This window comes from Thiocystis violacea (genome assembly GCF_016583565.1).
Lineage (GTDB): Bacteria > Pseudomonadota > Gammaproteobacteria > Chromatiales > Chromatiaceae > Thiorhodococcus > Thiorhodococcus violaceus_A.
This window is the reverse complement of record NZ_NRRF01000003.1, coordinates 90,555-107,860: the sequence shown is the minus strand read 5'-3', so window position 1 is coordinate 107,860 and position 17,306 is coordinate 90,555. Positions and strand designations below refer to the sequence as shown.

Annotated in this window: 15 protein-coding genes; 13 read left to right on the top strand and 2 right to left on the bottom strand. The window is 65.8% G+C overall.

Going from position 1 to position 17,306, the window contains the following annotated elements:
* The first annotated feature begins 86 nt into the window (after positions 1 to 86).
* From CKO23_RS02115 to CKO23_RS02075, 9 genes are all read left to right on the top strand, one after another.
* On the top strand, positions 87 to 467 hold the full coding sequence (locus CKO23_RS02115; RefSeq protein ID WP_200328093.1) for a sodium:proton antiporter: 381 nt from the start codon (positions 87 to 89) through the stop codon (positions 465 to 467).
* Entirely contained in the window at positions 467 to 1,942 is a 1,476-nt protein-coding gene (locus CKO23_RS02110) for a complex I subunit 5 family protein (protein WP_200328092.1), read from the top strand. Before CKO23_RS02115 ends, CKO23_RS02110 begins: the two co-directional genes overlap by 1 nt.
* Positions 1,939 to 3,714: a proton-conducting transporter transmembrane domain-containing protein gene (locus CKO23_RS02105; RefSeq protein ID WP_200328091.1), complete on the top strand. Its 1,776-nt coding sequence runs from the start codon at positions 1,939 to 1,941 to the stop codon at positions 3,712 to 3,714. Before CKO23_RS02110 ends, CKO23_RS02105 begins: the two co-directional genes overlap by 4 nt.
* Positions 3,714 to 4,625, top strand: a complete 912-nt coding sequence (locus tag CKO23_RS02100) for a respiratory chain complex I subunit 1 family protein (protein WP_200328090.1) — start codon at positions 3,714 to 3,716, stop codon at positions 4,623 to 4,625. Before CKO23_RS02105 ends, CKO23_RS02100 begins: the two co-directional genes overlap by 1 nt.
* On the top strand, positions 4,625 to 5,272 hold the full coding sequence (locus CKO23_RS02095) for a NuoB/complex I 20 kDa subunit family protein (RefSeq protein WP_200328089.1): 648 nt from the start codon (positions 4,625 to 4,627) through the stop codon (positions 5,270 to 5,272). The genes CKO23_RS02100 and CKO23_RS02095 overlap by 1 nt, the downstream gene beginning before the upstream one ends.
* Positions 5,272 to 5,871: an NADH-quinone oxidoreductase subunit C gene (locus CKO23_RS02090; protein ID WP_200328088.1), complete on the top strand. Its 600-nt coding sequence runs from the start codon at positions 5,272 to 5,274 to the stop codon at positions 5,869 to 5,871. The genes CKO23_RS02095 and CKO23_RS02090 overlap by 1 nt, the downstream gene beginning before the upstream one ends.
* Positions 5,868 to 6,968 carry an NADH-quinone oxidoreductase subunit D gene (locus tag CKO23_RS02085; protein ID WP_200328087.1) on the top strand — a complete coding sequence of 367 codons (1,101 nt, stop codon included), beginning with the start codon at positions 5,868 to 5,870 and terminating at the stop codon, positions 6,966 to 6,968. Before CKO23_RS02090 ends, CKO23_RS02085 begins: the two co-directional genes overlap by 4 nt.
* 136 nt (positions 6,969 to 7,104) lie before the next feature.
* Entirely contained in the window at positions 7,105 to 7,503 is a 399-nt protein-coding gene (locus CKO23_RS02080; RefSeq protein WP_200328086.1) for a 4Fe-4S dicluster domain-containing protein, read from the top strand.
* A gap of 45 nt (positions 7,504 to 7,548) precedes the next feature.
* Entirely contained in the window at positions 7,549 to 8,022 is a 474-nt protein-coding gene (locus tag CKO23_RS02075) for a Na+/H+ antiporter subunit E (protein ID WP_200328085.1), read from the top strand.
* 44 nt (positions 8,023 to 8,066) lie between these two features.
* On the opposite strand, the gene CKO23_RS02070 is transcribed toward CKO23_RS02075, so the two are convergent.
* Together CKO23_RS02070 and CKO23_RS02065 are read right to left on the bottom strand one after the other, a co-directional pair.
* Positions 8,067 to 8,672 (bottom strand): glutathione S-transferase N-terminal domain-containing protein, encoded by a 606-nt coding sequence (locus tag CKO23_RS02070; protein WP_200328084.1) that lies wholly within the window; start codon positions 8,670 to 8,672, stop codon positions 8,067 to 8,069.
* A 266-nt stretch (positions 8,673 to 8,938) separates the two neighbouring features.
* On the bottom strand, positions 8,939 to 9,724 hold the full coding sequence (locus CKO23_RS02065) for an IclR family transcriptional regulator (RefSeq protein ID WP_200328083.1): 786 nt from the start codon (positions 9,722 to 9,724) through the stop codon (positions 8,939 to 8,941).
* A 231-nt stretch (positions 9,725 to 9,955) separates the two neighbouring features.
* Between CKO23_RS02065 and CKO23_RS02060 the strand changes: the two genes are divergently transcribed.
* From CKO23_RS02060 to oadA, 4 genes are all read left to right on the top strand, one after another.
* The gene (locus CKO23_RS02060) at positions 9,956 to 12,205 is read left to right on the top strand and encodes a phosphoketolase (RefSeq protein ID WP_200328082.1); all 2,250 of its coding nucleotides are present in this window, start codon (positions 9,956 to 9,958) and stop codon (positions 12,203 to 12,205) included.
* A gap of 156 nt (positions 12,206 to 12,361) precedes the next feature.
* Entirely contained in the window at positions 12,362 to 13,693 is a 1,332-nt protein-coding gene (locus CKO23_RS02055) for a four-carbon acid sugar kinase family protein (protein WP_200328081.1), read from the top strand.
* A 136-nt stretch (positions 13,694 to 13,829) separates the two neighbouring features.
* Complete coding sequence (locus CKO23_RS02050; RefSeq protein ID WP_200328080.1) at positions 13,830 to 15,248, top strand: acetyl-CoA carboxylase biotin carboxylase subunit; 1,419 nt, start codon at positions 13,830 to 13,832, stop codon at positions 15,246 to 15,248.
* A 148-nt stretch (positions 15,249 to 15,396) separates the two neighbouring features.
* Positions 15,397 to 17,220 (top strand): sodium-extruding oxaloacetate decarboxylase subunit alpha, encoded by a 1,824-nt coding sequence (gene oadA, locus CKO23_RS02045; RefSeq protein ID WP_200328079.1) that lies wholly within the window; start codon positions 15,397 to 15,399, stop codon positions 17,218 to 17,220.
* Positions 17,221 to 17,306: the final 86 nt, after the last annotated feature.

Below are 17,306 nucleotides of genomic sequence, written 5' to 3'. Positions count from 1 at the left end.
TCGCGCGCGGGGTTGCTGGCTGGCCCGAGACATCACATCGGTCCGAGGCTCCGCCTCACTGACGTTGTAGTAAGGAGTTGTAGGGAATGTTGTCGTTCTTGGATGAGCCCCGGGTGCTGCATGGCATCTATGTACTGGGGAGTCTGACTCTATTCTTCATCGGGCTCTACGGCCTGCTGGCCAAACGGCACCTGTTGAAGATCCTCATCAGCATCGCGGTGATGGAGCTGGCGGTCTATCTGCTCTTCATCGGGCTTGCCACCTCGCCGGGCGAGACGGCGCCGATCCTCTCCGATGGCCTCCAGGGCTTCGTCGGCATGGCGGATCCGGTTCCCCAGGCGCTGACCCTGACGGCCATCGTGATCGGCCTGGCGGTGCTCGGCCTGGGAATCAGTCTGGCTGTCCAGTATCACCGCCTCACCGGCAAGGCCGACGTGGCCGGCTTGACCGAGTTGAAGGACGTCTGATGACCATGCCGCTCACGCCCGTCTGGTTCATCGCGCTTCCGCTGCTGCTGGCCTTCGCCTCGCCGTTGTGGGTCCGGCTACGCCTGCTCATGCCGCTGCTGGTCGGCACGCCGGCCGCGCTCTTGGCGCTGGCCCTCGGGCTCCTCCCGGCGGTGCGGACCGCGCCGCTGCTGGAGACCATCGTCATCGCGCCGCCGTTGGGTATCCATCTGCAGCTCGACAGCGCCTCCTGGCTCCTGGTTGCGCTCATCAACTTTGCCGGTGTCGTGGTCGGCGCCTTTCTCTGGCTGGGCGAGACGGAGCCCTATCTGCGCGAGCGGCGGGCCTTCATCCTCATCCTGCTGCTGATCGCCGGCTGCAACGGCATGGTGCTGACCGGGGATCTCTTCAATCTCTACGTCTTCCTGGAGATCGCCGGGGTGAGCGCCTATGCGTTGAGCGCCCTGCGGCGAGACGCCCCGGCATTGGAGGCTGGACTCAAGTACCTCATCATCGGCTCGGTCGCCGCCATCTTCTTCCTCTTCGCGGTGGTGCTCATCTACCTGCAGACCGGCAATCTGAGTCTGGCCGCCGTGGCACGCGGGTTCAGCGAGATCCCGGGGCCGATGCAGATGCTCATCGGCCTGCTGATGCTCATTGGTCTCGGCATCAAGACCGAGCTCTTTCCCTTCAATTTCTGGGTCCCGGACATCTACCAGGGCAGCCATCCGGCCGTTGCGTCGCTCTATTCCGGCATCCTGGTCAAGGCCTTTCTCTTCGTGCTCTTCCACCTGGTCTTCCTGTTCCTGGCAGACCCCGGCGTCGCGGGTGCCTGGCTCATGGGCCTGGGCGCCATCACGATGCTGGTGGCCGAGACCGTCGCGCTGCGTCAGGAGGATCTGAGGCGGATGCTGGCCTACTCCTCCCTGGGGCAGATCGGGCTCATCACGCTGGCGCTGGGCTTCGGGGTCGAGTCGACCACCGCCGGCGGTCTCTTCCACATGGTCAACCATACCCTGGTCAAGCTGCTGCTCTTCCTGACCGCGGCGATTCTGCTGCGGAGCTTCGTCTCGGCGCGGATCGCCGACTTCGCCGGGGCCGGCCGCGCGAGGCCCCTGGCCGGCGCCCTCTTCGTGCTGGGCGCGCTGGCGGTCATGGGGCTGCCGCCGCTGAGCGGCTTCGCGAGCAAACTCTGGATCCTCAAGGGCTTCGCCGAGGCCGGCGTCTTCTGGCCCGTCGCGCTCATCCTGCTGGCCGCCCTGATCGAGGCCGGCTACTACTTCCGCTGGATCAAGGTGCTCTACGAGCCGCGCACAGAGGTTGCTATCGAACCCTCCGAGGGACGCTGGGCCTATCTGCCCATCGGCGTTGTCGCCGGGCTCATCGTCTTGCTCGGAGTTGCACCCTTCCTGGTCGACGATCTCTTCATCGAGGGCGCACGGTCGCTGCTGGATCGCACCGCGACCCTGGTTGCCGTGCTGGGGGCTGGGTCATGAGCTTGATTCTCAAGTTGTTTTTCTTTGCCGTCTCTCTGAGCCCCACCGCGCTGCTGATGGGCTGGGACGGGCACCTGACCTGGACCTTGCTCGATGGGGTTGGCCTCAGCCTGACCTTGACGCCGCTCGCGGCCTTCTTCCTGCTGCTCCTGGCCCTGGCCGCACCCCTGGTGGCCCTGCCGATGCTGAGGCGGCCGGCAGACTGGCCGTCGCTGGCGCTCTACGCCGCGCTGCTGGCGGGGATGCAGCTGCTGTTGCTCGCGGGCGACTTCGTGAGCTTCTTCATCGGCTGGGAGATCATGACCTGGAGCAGCTATCTGCTCCTGCTGCGCTCGCCGCGCACCGAGATGGCGACCTCACAGTCCTACATCCTGTTCAATCTGGCATCGGCCTTTCTCCTGCTGGCCGGCATCATGGTGTTCTATGGCCTCACGGGCAGCTTCGACATCCGCCCGCTCGTCGGGCCGACCCAGCCACAGCAGCTGGCGCTCGCCCTTCTGTTCGGGCTGGCCTTTCTGATCAAGGTCGGAACCCTGCCGCTGCATATCTGGGTTCCACGCAGCTACGACGAGGCGCCGGACATCTTCAGCGCCTTTCTCTCGGCTGCGATCTCCAAGATGGGCGTCTACGGCATGATCCTGCTGCTGACGCTCTTTCCGGAGGCGCTGACGGGGCTCTACGGTCGGCTGCTCAACGGCCCCGCGGCCGGCTACCTGCTGGCCTGGGTGGGTGTCATCACCGCCATCGTCGCGACCTACAAGGCCATCTCGCAGGAGGACATGAAACGTCTGCTGGCCTATTCCTCCATCGCGCAGGTCGGCTACATCACCACGGCGGTCGGTGTCGGCAGCTCCCTGGCCCTCGGCGGCGCACTCTATCTCGCCCTGGTGCACACCCTGGTCAAGCTGCTGCTCTTCATCAGCGTCGCCGGGATCGTCTTGCAGACCGGGCAGCGCCGGTTCAACGACCTGGGGCGGCTCATCGAGCGCATGCCCATCTCCTTCTTCGGCGTGCTCATCGGCATCATCGGCCTGGCCGGCATGCCGCCCCTGCCGGGCTTCGCGGCCAAGTACCTGGTGTTCGTCTCGCTCGTCGACGCGCGCTGGCTGCTGCTGCTCGCGGCCATGATCCTGTCCAGCACGGCGGCCTTCATCTACTGCTACAAGCTGATCTACGCGCCCTTCCTCGGGCACGCCAACTCGGCTGGTGCGCGGGAGGCGAAGGAGGCCCCCTGGCCCTATCTGGTGCCGCAGGTCATCCTCATGGCGCTGCTGTTCGGGCTTGGAGTCTTCCCCGGATTCGCCATTGAGGTGTTGATCGACCCCGTGCTGACGGCCCTCCGGATGGCCCCGCTCGGCGGATCATCCTGGGCGGTGCTGACCACGGCCTATGGCGGCTATGACGGCGTCGTCCTCATGTCGGTCTTCGTGACCGCCTTCGTGCTGGTGACGGGGCTCTTCCTGCTGCTGCGCGGGCGGATGCGCCGGGCCGGCAGCCCCTACGATTTGAGTTATGCGGGCGAGGTCCCAACCGAGGAAACGCCGCTGCACTATGGTGCCGGCATGGGGCGCGAGCTGCGCCGCATCCCGCTGGTCGGCTGGATCCTGCGTCACAGCAGCCAGGGCTTCTATCTCGGACTGACGCGCCAGATGCGTGCCGCGGCGGGCCTGCTGGGCGGGTTCTATGCCGGCAATCCCCAGACCTGGATCCTGCTCGCGGTTGTGGTCTTCGCCGTGGTTCTCGGCCTTCAAGCCGTGACAGGAGGGATTTGATGCACGCCATCCTCGATTCGCTGGCCATGATTGGCGTCAGCTACATCATGGGCTTCCTCTTCTACGGCTTCTACCGCCAGCTCAACGCCCGCGTTCAACGCCGCTGGGGGCCGAGCATCTGGCAGAACTTCTTCGATAACATGAAGTTCTTCTTCAAGTCGGAAACCCTGGTCCACGGCCCCATGTTCTTCTTTGGGCCGATGATCATCATGGCCGGGGCCTTCACCACGGTGCTCTTCGTCCCCTTCCTGAAGGACTCGAATTGGCTCCAGGGCTATTCTCAGTACGGCAACCTCATCCTCATCATCTACCTGTTAGTGGTTGGCCCCCTGGGCAACGCGCTGGCGGTGGGTTCGAGCGGCAACCCCTTCGGCGTCATGGGCGTGACCCGCGGGCTGACCCGGCTCATGGGGCTTGAAGTCCCCTTCTTCCTGGGGCTGGGCCTGGTGATGCTGCAGCACGAGACAACCTCGGTGCATGCCATCATGGCGGCACAGGACGGGCTGGCGCATTGGGGCATCGTCACCAACCCCATCGCCTTCTGCGTCATCCTGCTGCCCTTCATCGCCAGCCAGAACGGCTCGCCCTTCGACGTTGTGGGCGCGCCGGTCGAGGTCTATGCGGGGCCGCGGGTGGAGTTCGGCGGACGCCTGCTCGGCGTGCTCATGACCCAGAACATGATGATGTCGATCGCCAAGTTGGTGCTGGTGACCGACCTCTTCCTGGGCGGTGCCACCAATATCCTGGTCCTGATTCTCAAGGCCTTCGCCCTCTTCGTGCTGACGACGGCGGTCAGCATGGTCTTCCCGCGGCTACGGACCGAGCAGGCGGTGGATTTCTTCTGGAAGGTGCCGCTGGGACTGGGTGTCCTGGGGGTGATCCTGACCGTCTGGCTACCCTGGAGCGCATGATGTATCACAAGACCCAACGTGAAGGATTCCAGTGCGAGGGCTCCCAGTGCGAGCAGGCGCTGCTGGAGACCGGCAGCCCGGTCGACGAGGCCCGGCAAGGCGTGCTCGACCAGCTGGTGTCCTGGATGCGCAAGCGGAGCCTCTTCGTCCTGGCCTATGGCACGGGCTGCGGCGCGATCGAGATGCGTCCGCTCATGACCAGCCGCTTCGACGCGGAGCGCTTCGGCATCATCGGTGCCGCCACGCCGCGCCAGGCGGACGTGCTCGTCATCAGCGGCTATCTGGCGATCAAGACCCTCAAGCGTGTCATTCGCAGCTACGAGCAGATGCAGGAGCCCAAGTACGTCATCGCCCTCGGCAGCTGCACCATCAACGGCGGCATGTACTGGGACTCCTACAACACGGTGAAGCAGGTCGACCGCTATCTGCCGGTGGATATCTTCATCAACGGCTGCATGCCAAGGCCAGAGGCCCTGATCGAGGGCTTCGTCGCGCTGCAGGAGCGCATCGCGCGCGGCGAGAAGGGCGGTTTCCACCGCTACCGCGAAAATATCGACTGGTACAAGGCCAATCAGCGCCGGGTGCTCGGCGATCAGATGCCGCCGGCCTACACCTATGATTGGTATCACGCCGGAGGCGCCGCCTGATGCTGGATGCGTTACTGCCCAGGCTCCAGGGCTTCGAGATCCTCGAACAGAGCCAGCGGCGTCCCAATCAGGCCTTTCTGCGTGTGCCCAAGGCCCAGCTCTTCTCGCTGCTCGGCCAGCTCCAGCAGCAGCAAGGCTTCGTGACCTTGAACGCGCTCGCCTGCACGGACTGGCTGGAGGAGGGCGTCTTCCGCCTGACCTATCTGCTGGAGACGGCCGAACGTGACCGCTCGCTCGGCGTCCAGACCCAGATCGCGCGCGACGGAGAGGGACTGGCCAGCGCCATCCCGCTGTGGCCGCAAGCGGAGATCTTCGAACGCGAGCTGCACGAGATGTATGGCATCCCCTTCGAGGGCCACCCGAGCCTGGTTGACTTCATGCTGGAGGGCTGGACCCATACCCCGCCGATGCGCCGCGAGTTCGACACCTTGAAGTTCGTACAGGACACCTACGAGATGCGCCCCGGCCGCGAGGACAATCAGGACGTGCGCGAGGCCATCCGCAAACGCAAAGACGCCAAGAAGGCGGAGAAGGCCCTGCAGGCGAAAGCGGCGGAGCAGGTCGAGAAGGCTCGGCCGGAAGAGGGCGGCAGCGCATGAGCGAGACCATCAAGATCTTCCACGGCCCGCAGCATCCGGGCGTGACCGGCAACATGAGCCTGGAGCTGGATCTGGACGGCGAGACCATCGTCAAGGCCGTGACCCACGTCGGCTACCTGCATCGCGGCTTCGAGAAGATGATCGAGCGGCGCACCGTCATCCAGGCCTTCACCATCGTCTGCCGCATCTGCGTGCCCGAGCCCGACCCCAACGAAGAGAACTTCGCGCGCGGCGTCGAAGAGCTGTACGGGCTGGAGGTGAGCGAGCGCGCCCAATACATCCGCGTCATGATCCTCGAGCTGGCGCGCCTGCAGGCGCATCTGCTCTGGCTCGCCGGGCAGGGCGGCTCCATCGGTCACGAGATCGTCCCCCAATGGGCGATTGGCGAGCGCGACTACATCCTGGATCTCTTCGAGGCCATCACCGGCGGCCGCGTCTATCACATGTACATCTATCCGGGCGGCGTGAAGCGCGACCTCCCGGAAGATCTGCCGGAACGGCTGCTCGCGCTGCTGGATACGCTCGCGTCCAGGTTGCCCGAGTACGACCGCATCTTCTTCGACAACGCCGCCGTCAAGAAGCGGCTGCAGGGTGTGGGTGTCGTGGATGCTGCAGAGTGCGTTCGCAACAGCTACTCTGGCCCCGTGATTCGCGGCTGCGGCATCCCGCGCGACGTGCGCAAAGATGCACCCTATCTGGTCTACGACCGGCTGGAGTTCGACATCCCCACGCAGTCCGCCGGCGATGCCTACGCGCGCGCCCTGGTGCGCCGCGCGGAGATGCACCAGAGCATCCGCATTCTGCGCCAGGTCGTCGAGCAGCTGCCGGACGGTCCGATCCAGTGCAAGCTCCCCCGTCATCGTCAGTTCAAGATTCCGCGCGGCGAGACCTATGTGCAGTCCGAGTCCGCCCGCGGGGCTTTCGGTTACTTCATGGCGGGTGACGGCACGCCTTTCCTGCGGCGGCTGCAGGTGCGTGGTCCCTCCATCGTCCACGCCTTCACCCTGCTGGAGCGGCTGCTGGTCGGCGCGCAGCTCTCGGATGTCGCGCTCATCATGAATTCGCTGGGCATCTGCCCGCCGGAGATCGAGCGATGAACGCCGATCCCCCGCGCGTCCTTGGGCCTCGTTCCTCGGCCCAACCTGGAGGCCGCGAGGAACAGCTGTGGTGGACTGCGCTGTGCTTGTCCACCCTACGAGCTTCTCCATCAAACTTGCCTCAGGAGGCGTCACCATGGCCTGGAATCTCGACATCAAGGGGCTGATTCATCCCTTCAGCGCACTCGCGCAAGGGTTCAAACAGCCCCATACCCTCAGCTATCCGGTCGAGCAGCGAGCGGAGGTGACTGGCTATCGCGGCTTTCACGTCAATACGATCAGCGACTGTGTCGGCTGCGGAAACTGCCAGGACATCTGCATGAACGAGGCGATCGACATGGTCGAGCCGCTTTCGCCGGAGGCGATGAACCCGAAGAACGCGAGCGGGCTGGTCCCGCGCATCGACTACGGCCGCTGCTGCTGGTGCGGTCTCTGCGTCGACGTCTGCGGACCGGATTCACTGCGGCTGGAGGGCGACTGCGTCTACGTCAGTCCGGACGCCGACAGCTTCCTCTACATGCCGAAAGACAAGTGATCCAGCCGCTCCGGCACCCGGCACGGCAAATCGAGGGATAGACCCATGCAGCGACTTCAATGGGGGGCGATCCTCTTCATCGTCTGGCTCGGACTCACCAACAGCCTGGACCCCGAGGAACTGATCGTCGGTCTCCTGGTCTCGGCCGCCATCGTCTGGCTCGCGGTTCCGCGGCAGCCGACGGGCGAGTTGGGCCGGTCCTGGCGACTGCTCCCGCTCCTGGCCTATCTGCCCGTCTTTCTCAAGAACCTGGTCCTGTCGAATATCGACGTCGCCCGGCGGGTGCTCAGCCCCAGCTTACCGATCAATCCCGGCATCGTGCGGATTCGCACCCGACTCACTGAGCCCTACCAACGCCTCATCCTGGCCAACAGCATCACCCTGACGCCGGGTACGGTCACCCTGGAGATGGACGGCGAGGATATGTACGTCCACTGGATCGACGTCAAGGAGACCGACCCGGAGCGGGCCGGGGAGGCGATCAAGGACGAGATGGAAGCGGGTATCGCGCGGATCTGAGGCGCCGCCGGCGCCCGTGCCTTCATGCCGTCGCGATCAGGCCATCAGACCGGCGGCGCGGTTGCGATCATCGAGGGGCGCTGGCTGAAGCCCGCGTACCAGGTGGCGAGCGCCGGGCGCGTCTCGCGCCAGTCGCCGGCAGCGCCGCGCAGGTCGAGGTAGCCGATTGCCACCGCGATCGCGATGGCGCCCAGATCCACGCGCTCCAGCAGTGCCTCGATATCCTGCTCCAGGCTGTCGAGCGAGCGTTCGATGGCGCGCCGTTTCAGCTCCAGCCACCAGTCCCACCGCTGCGCCTCGGGGCGCTTCTGCTGCTCCACGAAGATGAGCACGGCGCAGTCCAGAATGCCATCCGCCAGCGCCTGATCGCGCAAGACGTACCAGTGCATGTCGCCGGTCGGCGGGAGCATGGGGCGGCCGACGTGGCGGCGGTCGAGGTACTCGCAGATCACCCGGCTGTCGAATAGCGTCTGGCCATCGTCCAGCACCAGCGTCGGCACCATGGAGAGCGGATTCTCCTCAAGCAGCACCTCGGGCTCCGACCAGCCGTCGATCGTCTCGACGGCAATCTGATCGAGCAGACCTGTTTCGTGCAACAGCACCATGACCTTGCGGACATAGGGCGAGGTCGGTGAGTGGCGAAGCAGCATAGCGTACCTCCAGTGGTTGAACTGCAACCTGCAGCCGAGAGTTTAGCCGGTTCCTGGTCCCGAACCGGGCATTTTTTAGCATTTCATCGAATGCTAATGTGACTCCGTCCGCGTTTCAGCGTGCCGGACTCGACCCTGCGTCCTTTCCTGACGGCAAGCTGTTGTCAGCCGCTCATGTGCCCCGTGCAGTCGCGGCTTGCGCGTGCCGCAGGGCGGTTTCCGACCGTTCTGGCGCGATGCTTGACTCCGAGCCGCCGGGCGGGGAATCAGTGTCCCGCGTCTTGCCCCGAGCGATATCCGAGCCGCTCCGACAAGGTCTGCCCCGCGGCGACCAGATCCTCGACCCACTCCAGACGCCGCCGATTGATGGGTGCCGACACCGACAGCCCGGCGCTGACGTTGCCGGTGCTGTCGTGAACGAGCACGCCGATGCAGCCGACGTCCATCTCAGCCTCCTCGTTGTCCAGCGCATAGCCGCGCGCGAGCGATTCCCCGCACTCCGCGGTGAGGCGGGGCAGGGTGGTAATGCTGTTGCGGGTGTAGGCGGGGAGGTTGGTGCGCTGGGCGTAGGCGCGCATGGCGTCCTCGCCGGCGGCGCCGAGCATGAGTTTGCCGACGGCGGTGACGTGCAGCGGCGCGCGCGCCCCCACCAGCTGCTGCACGTGGATCATGCGGTTGGGCGTGGCCTTCTCGATGTAGACGACGGCGTCGCCCTCGCGAATGGTCAGGTTGATGGTCTCCCCGAACTGGTCGCGCAGCGTCTCCATGATGGGGCGGGCGAGGGCACGCACGTCGACGTTGCCGTGCAGGCGCACACCGAGCTGGAGCAGGCGCAGGCCGAGCCGGTAGTGGCCGGCGGCGTCGCGTTCGACGAACTGGTTCTGGATGAGCGAGGCGAGGATGCGGTGCGCGGTGGAGGCGTGGAGTCCGGTTTCGGCGGCCAGGACCTTGAGGCTGATCGGATCCGGGTAACGGGCGATGGCGTCGAGCAGGGCGGCGGCCCGGTCGATGACCTGGATGCGTGTTTCGGTCGTGATGTCTTCTTGCTTCATGAGAAATCCTGAGCATCGAATTTCACATCATGAAAGCACAAAATCTGGAGCCTGTCCTGATTGCGCTTTCTGGCGCCATTGTGATCAAGGTTTCCGAGGCCATTCGCCAGATATTTCACAATGTGAAATCTATTCCTTATTGCGAAATACCCGCTGCCTCTCTAGAGTTCGTCTCAACGCCGGCGGCATCGCCAGCAACGGATCCAACACACGCACTGAGAGGGGGAGATCATGACCACTGCAACTGCCACCCATCCGAACCAATCCACACCGGCCTTCTGCGACGGCGTGCTGCACTTTGCGTCGGCCGGTCAGGCGTTCGCGCGGCACGGCGGCCAAGCTGCGATCCGAGACGGTCAGACGGGCATCCGGGAGATCGACGACGCGGCGGTCTACCAGACGCAGCTGACGGCCGATGCCCTGCGCTATCTCACCCTGCAGCTCTGCGCCTCCAAGCAGTCCGGTCATCCGGGCGGTTTCGCCAGCTCGGCGGACGCCTACGCGTCCCTGGTCATGCTCGGGCACACCAACATCGTGACCGAGGTGGGCCATCATGCGCCCGGCTTCTACAGCGCCATGTTCCTGGATGGGTCGCTGGAAGACATGGGCATCCGCACGATGACCGATCTCCAGACCAGGTTCCGCGAGCGCGACGGGCTGCTTGGGCATCTCTCCGGCGCCATTCCGGGGCTGCTGGCGCCGGCTGGGCCGCTCGGGCAGGGGCAACACTTCGCCATGGCCGGGGCCTATCTGAATCGGGACAAGTTGTTCCCCTGCACCATCGGCGACGGCGGTCTCGGCGAGCCCTACATCCTCTCGGCCATGAAGCACTTCCACACCGCCTATCCGGAGGTGACCAACTTCCTGCCGGTGCTGGTCTGGAACGGCTACAGCCAGGAGCATCACTCCATGGTGTCGCTCATGGACAACGCCCAGATGGAGGCCTACTGGCGGGCGCACGACTTCGAGCGGGTGATCCTGATCGACGCCAAGGCGTTCGATGACGCCGGACAGGAAGGCGCCTACGTCGACAGCACCCGCTTCGGCCCCGAGGCGCGACAGGCCTTCTCCCGCGCCGTGCTCGAGGCCATGCATGAGGCGGCGGAATCCGCCCTGGGCGGCACCCTGACCTGCGTCATCCTCAAGCAGCTCAAGGGTGCCGGCGTGCATGCCAGCGGCGCCAAGGCGCACAACCTCTATCCCGGCGATACGCCGGAGAAGCCCAACATCGCGGCCGCGCTGGAGCGGGGCGCCTTGGCGCCCGAGGCCTGGGCGCTGGTGCGGACCAACATGCAGCGCGCCGGCGGCGGTCCGGCGGGTCGGACGGTAGTGACCGAATTCGAGCGTCCGCTGACGGACATCGGCACGCTGCCGACCCAGGAATTCGCCCCCGGCGAGCAGGCCGTGCCCGCGACGACCATGGCGCAGATGGTGGCGGCGCTCGGGCAGCGCGACCCCGATTTCGTGGTGACCAACGCCGACGGCAACGAGGCGTCCGCCATGAAGGCGATCAACGATGCCTTGAAGATCCGCCATCCGACCGAGGATCCGCTGTACAACCAGTCGCCCAACGGCCAGGTCTACGAGCCCCTGAACGAGGACGCCTGCGCCGGTTTCGCGGCCGGTCTGGCGCTCTTCGGCGGACGCTCGCTCTGGTTGTCCTACGAGAGCTTCGCCATCAACGGCTGGCCCATCGTGCAGACCGTCGGGCAGGCGATGGCCGAGCTGCGGCACAAGACGCCAGCCGTGGTGTCCATGTTCACGGCCGGCGCGCTGGAGCAGGGGCGCAACGGCTGGACCCATCAGCGGCCCGAGATCGAGAACTACATCGGCGGCCAGATGCGCAACGGCAACGTCTATCTGCTCTATCCCTCGGACGCGAACATGATTCAGGCGGCCTACGGCTGGGCGGTGGAGCAGTCCAACAAGTGCATCAGCATCGTCGCCTCCAAGTCGGCGCTGCCGGTTCACACCAGCATGGAGCAGGCGCGCCAGGCGATCGACGAGGGTGCCATTTGTCTCTACGAGTCGGCGCAGGGGCGGCAGGGGACCATCGTCTTCGCCGTGACGGGGGATATGGTGTTTCAGCCGGTGTTTGCGGCGAAAGATCGGCTGGAGACGGAGGGCTATCGGGTGCGCATCGTGGCCGTGGCCAACCCGCGTCGCCTCTATCGGCCCGATGATGTCGCCTGGTCGCACAGCTCCGAGTCGGACGACCGCTTCATGAGTGACGCCGACTTCGAGGCACTCTTCCACGGCGATGCGCTCATCTGCGTCAGCGGCGGCGGCACCGTCGCCCTGGAGTCCGTGCTGCTGCGCAGCCAGGCGGTGGCGCGGGATCTGGTCGGTTGGCAGCGCGGCGAGACCACGGCGAGCCCGGCGGAGATCATGGCCTATAACGGCATCTCCCCCGAGAGCCTGGAGCAGCGGGCCAAGACCTTGATGGAGCGGGTAGGGTCAGCGCTGGAGAGCGCGGCCTAGCGACTAGCCGATCGCGCCCAGGTGGGAGCGGCGCCCCGCCGCGACGAGGCATGCTCCGACCTTGGAGCAGGTCGCGCCGGGGCGGCGCTCCCACGAGGGGCGCTTGTATGAGACGGCCGAGCGAGCCCATTCGCGGCCGCCCTGAGCGAGAATCCCATGACCCAGACACCCATCACCAAGATCATCGCCATCGACGATGACCCGACCGGCTCCCAGACCGTTCACTCCTGTCTGCTGCTGACGCGCTGGGACCCGCAGACCCTGATCGAGGCGCTGACCGACGCGGCGCCGCTCTTCTTCGTGCTGAGCAACACGCGCGGGATGAGCGCGGAGGATGCCGCGGCCGTGACGCGGGAGATCTGCGTCAATCTGCGCGAGGCGCTCGCGAGGCTCGCTGAATCCGGACAACCCATCCAGCCGCTCGTCGTCAGCCGATCGGATTCGACCCTGCGGGGCCACTATCCGGTCGAGACCGACATCATTGCCGAGGAACTCGGCCCCTTCGATGCCCATTTCCTGGTGCCGGCCTTTTTCGAAGGCGGACGCATCACCCGCGATGGGGTGCACTATCTACTGGTTGACGGCGAGCCGGTGCCGGTCAACGAGACCGAGTTCGCGCGCGATTCCGTCTTTGGCTTCAAACACGCCTTTCTGCCGGACTATGTCGAGGAGAAGACCGCCGGGCGGATCCGGTCCGCCGAGGTGGAGCGCTTCTCGCTGGCCGATGTGCGCGGCGACATCGGGGCGCGGCTCGCCGGGCTGACGGACAATGCGTGCGGCGCGGTGGACGCCGAGCAGCAATCCGACCTCGACAACTTCGCGCGCCAGGTCCTGGCGGCCGTGAGCGCGGGCAAGCGCTTCCTCTTCCGCAGCGCGGCGAGCCTGCTCACCTCATTCGCCGCCCTGCCGCCGCAGCCGATTGCCGCCGAGGCGATGTCGGCCTATGTGCGCGGCGGCCGCCCCGGCGTGATCCTGGTCGGTTCGCACGTCGCCAAGTCGACGCGGCAGCTGGAGGCGCTGATCGAGCAGACCAATGTCGTCCCAATCGAGATCGACCTGGACCGCCTGACCCAAGACGAGGAACTGCTGTTCCATGCGCTGATCGACCGTCTCGAAACGGCTCAGCACGAGCGGCACAGCGTCGTGCTCTATACCAGCCGGGGTGAGCGGCAGTTTCCCACCAAGGCGGACCGACTCGCCTTCGGGGATCGCGTTTCAGGCTTCCTGGTGAGGCTCGTCCAGCATCTCCCGCGCGAGACCGGCTTCCTCATCAGCAAGGGCGGCATCACCTCGAACGACACCCTGAGCAAGGGCCTGGCGCTGCGCACGGCGCGGGTCTTGGGGCAGATTCACCCCGGCTGCTCGGTGGTGCGCTGTCCCGCCGACCATCCGCGCTTCCCTGATCTGCCCGTCGTCATCTTCCCCGGCAACGTCGGTGGGGATGATGCCTTGGCGGACGTCTTTCGAATCATCAATGCAGCTGATTGACCAATCAGCGATTTCAATTCCCGCATCGCGTTTGTACAATCCTCGCAGGCGCCGATGCTGCTAAGCAGCATCGGCCGCGGGGTTCTCTCGATACCGCCACACCGGCCGCCCATGCGGTCGTCCCAGAGGCAAACCGATGCTGCGTAAGATCCTGATCGCCAACCGCGGCGAGATCGCGGTGCGTGTCATTCGCGCCTGCGCCGAGATGGGCATCCGCTCGGCGGCCATCTATTCCGAGGCGGACCGCCACTCCCTCCACGTCAAGAAGGCCGACGAGGCCTACAGCCTGGGCAGCGACCCGCTGGCGGGCTATCTCAACGTCCACAACATCGTGAACCTGGCTGTGGCGACCGGCTGCGACGCGGTCCACCCCGGTTACGGCTTCTTGTCCGAGAATCCTGAGCTGGCGTTGGCCTGCGCGCGGCGCGGGATCACCTTCATCGGCCCCAACGCCGAGGTCATCGCCCGCATGGGTGACAAGACCGCGGCGCGCCAGGCGATGCAGAAAGCCGGCGTGCCGGTGACGCCTGGTAGCCCCGGTAATCTGGAGAGTCTGGATGACGCCCTGGCCTTCGCCGAGCAGATCGGCTATCCGATCATGCTCAAGGCCACCTCGGGCGGCGGCGGGCGTGGCATCCGCCGCTGCGATGACCCCGCGGCGCTGCGCAACAACTTCGAGCGCGTCATCTCCGAGGCGACCAAGGCCTTCGGGCGCGCCGAGGTGTTCCTCGAGAAATGCGTGGTCAACCCGCGCCATATCGAGGTCCAGGTGCTCGCCGACCACCACGGCCACTGCGTCCACCTCTACGAGCGCGACTGCTCCATCCAGCGTCGCAACCAGAAGCTGATCGAGATCGCCCCCTCGCCCCAGTTGGATGACGCCCAGCGCCAGTACGTCGGCGGACTCGCGGTGCTCGCCGCGCGCGCTGTGAACTACACCAATGCCGGCACCGTCGAGTTCCTGCTCGATTCGGATGGGCGCTTCTACTTCATGGAGATGAACACCCGCATCCAGGTCGAGCACACCATCACCGAGAGCATCACGGGTGTGGACCTGGTGGAAGAGCAGATCCGCATCGCCGCCGGGTTGCAGCTGCGCTATCGGCAGGACCAGATCAAGCGCCGCGGTTTCGCGATCCAGTTCCGCGTCAACGCCGAGGATCCGCAGAACAACTTCCTGCCGAGCTTCGGGCGCATCTCGCGCTACTACGCGCCAGGCGGGCCGGGCGTGCGCACCGACGGGGCCATCTACACCGGCTACAACATCCCGCCCTACTACGACTCCATGCTGGCCAAGGTCATCGTCTGGGCCTTGAATTGGGAAGACGTCGTCAACCGCGGCCACCGTGCCTTGCGGGACACCGGGCTCTACGGCGTCAAGACGACCATCCCCTTCTACCAGGAGATCCTGCGGCACCCGGACTTCGTCGCCGGGAACTTCGATACGGGCTTCCTCGAGGCGCACCCCGAGTTGCTGAACTACTCGACCAAGCGCCGTCGCGAGGACATCGCCGCGGCGCTTGCCGCGGCCTTGTCGGCCCACGCGGGACTCTGAGACTGTAGGATGGGCAAAGCGCAGCGTGCCCATCCCGCTTGCGGCCTGCAAGATGGGCACGCCCGCCAGGTGACGGCACGGGACGCCGACGGCCGAGCGCGGGCTTTGCCCATCCTACCCCTGACCACCGTTCCCATGTGAGCGAACCATGCCGAAGATCAACATCACCGACGTCATCCTCCGCGACGCCCATCAATCCCTGCTCGCGACGCGCATGCGCACCGAGGACATGCTGCCGATCTGTCCCAAGCTGGACGCCATCGGCTATTGGTCGCTGGAGTGCTGGGGTGGCGCGACCTTCGATGCCTGCGTGCGCTTTCTGAAGGAAGACCCTTGGGAGCGGCTGCGCAAGCTGCGCGAGGCGCTGCCGAACACCCGGCTGCAGATGCTGCTGCGCGGGCAGAACCTGCTCGGCTACCGCCACTATTCGGACGACGTGGTGCGTGCCTTCGTGCACCGCGCCGCCGACAACGGCATGGACGTTTTCCGTATCTTCGACGCGCTCAATGATCTGCGAAACCTCGAGACCGCGATCGAGGCCACCAAGGCGGCCGGCAAGCATGCGCAGGGGACCATCTGCTATACGGTCAGCCCGGTCCACGACGTGCCCGGCTTCGTGAAGATGGGCAAGGAGCTTGCCGCGATGGGGTGCGACTCCATCGCCCTCAAGGACATGGCTGGCCTCTTGACGCCCTATGTGACCGCGGAGCTGGTCAAGGCGCTCAAGGACAGCGTGGATCTCCCGCTGCACCTGCACTCGCACGCGACCTCCGGCCTGGCGGACATGTGCCATCTCAAGGCCATCGAGAACGGTTGCGACACCATCGATACCGCCATCTCCTCGATGGCCGGCGGCACCTCGCATCCGCCGACCGAGAGCATGGTTGCCGCCCTGCGCGGGACCGAATACGACACCGGCCTGGACCTGGAGGCGATCCAGGAGGTCGGCATGTACTTCTATCAGGTGCGCAAGCGGTACCACCAGTTCGAGAGCGAGTTTACCGGGGTCGACACCCGGGTCCAGACCAATCAGGTCCCCGGCGGCATGATCTCCAACCTGGCCAATCAGCTGAAGGAGCAGAACGCGCTCGACCGCATGAGCGCGGTGCTGGAGGAGATCCCGAAGGTGCGCAAGGATCTCGGCTACCCGCCGCTGGTCACGCCCACCTCGCAGATCGTCGGCACTCAGGCCGTGCTGAATGTCCTGACCGAGAAGCGCTACCAGAGCATCACCAATGAGGTGAAGCTCTATCTGCAGGGGCGCTACGGCGCCGCGCCGGCGCCCGTGAATCCGACGCTGCAGCAGCAGGCGATCGGCAAGGAGGATCTGATCGATTGCCGCCCGGCCGATCTGCTCAAGCCCGAGCTGGAGCGCCTCGCCAAGGACATCGGCGGTCTGGCCGGCTCGGATGAGGACGTCCTGATCTTCGCGATGTTCCCGGAGATCGGGCGCGCCTTCCTGGAGCAGCGCGCGGCGGGCACCCTGAGCCCCGAGTCCCTGGAGCCACCGAAGAGCGCCACCGGCGAGGTCAAGTCCGCGCCCACCGAGTTCAACATCAACGTCCATGGCGAGACCTACCACATCAAGGTCACGGGCGCCGGCCATAAGGGCCAGGCCGAGCGGCATTTCTACTTCACCATCGACGACATTCCGGAAGAGGTCGTGGTCGAGACTCTCGACGAGTTGGTCCTCACCGGCGGCACCGAGGGTGCGGTCAAGACGGCCATCGCGGGCAAGCGGCCCAAGCCCAGTCAGCCCGGCCATGTCGTCACCTCCATGCCGGGCAACATCGTCGACGTCTTGGTCAAGGAGGGCGACCGGGTGACGGCGGGGCAGTCCGTCATCGTCGCCGAGGCCATGAAGATGGAGACCGAGATCCAGGCCCCGATCGACGGCACCGTCACCGGGGTCTATGTCGTCAAGGGTGAGGCGGTGAATCCGGATGAGGTGCTCTTGGAGATTACGCCCTAGCGGATCCCGGCGGTTCTTTGAGCGGGTGGGCGATCATCGCCCGACCCCGCTCGGCGGTGTCAGGCGCCCTCGGCGTTCCGCGTCGC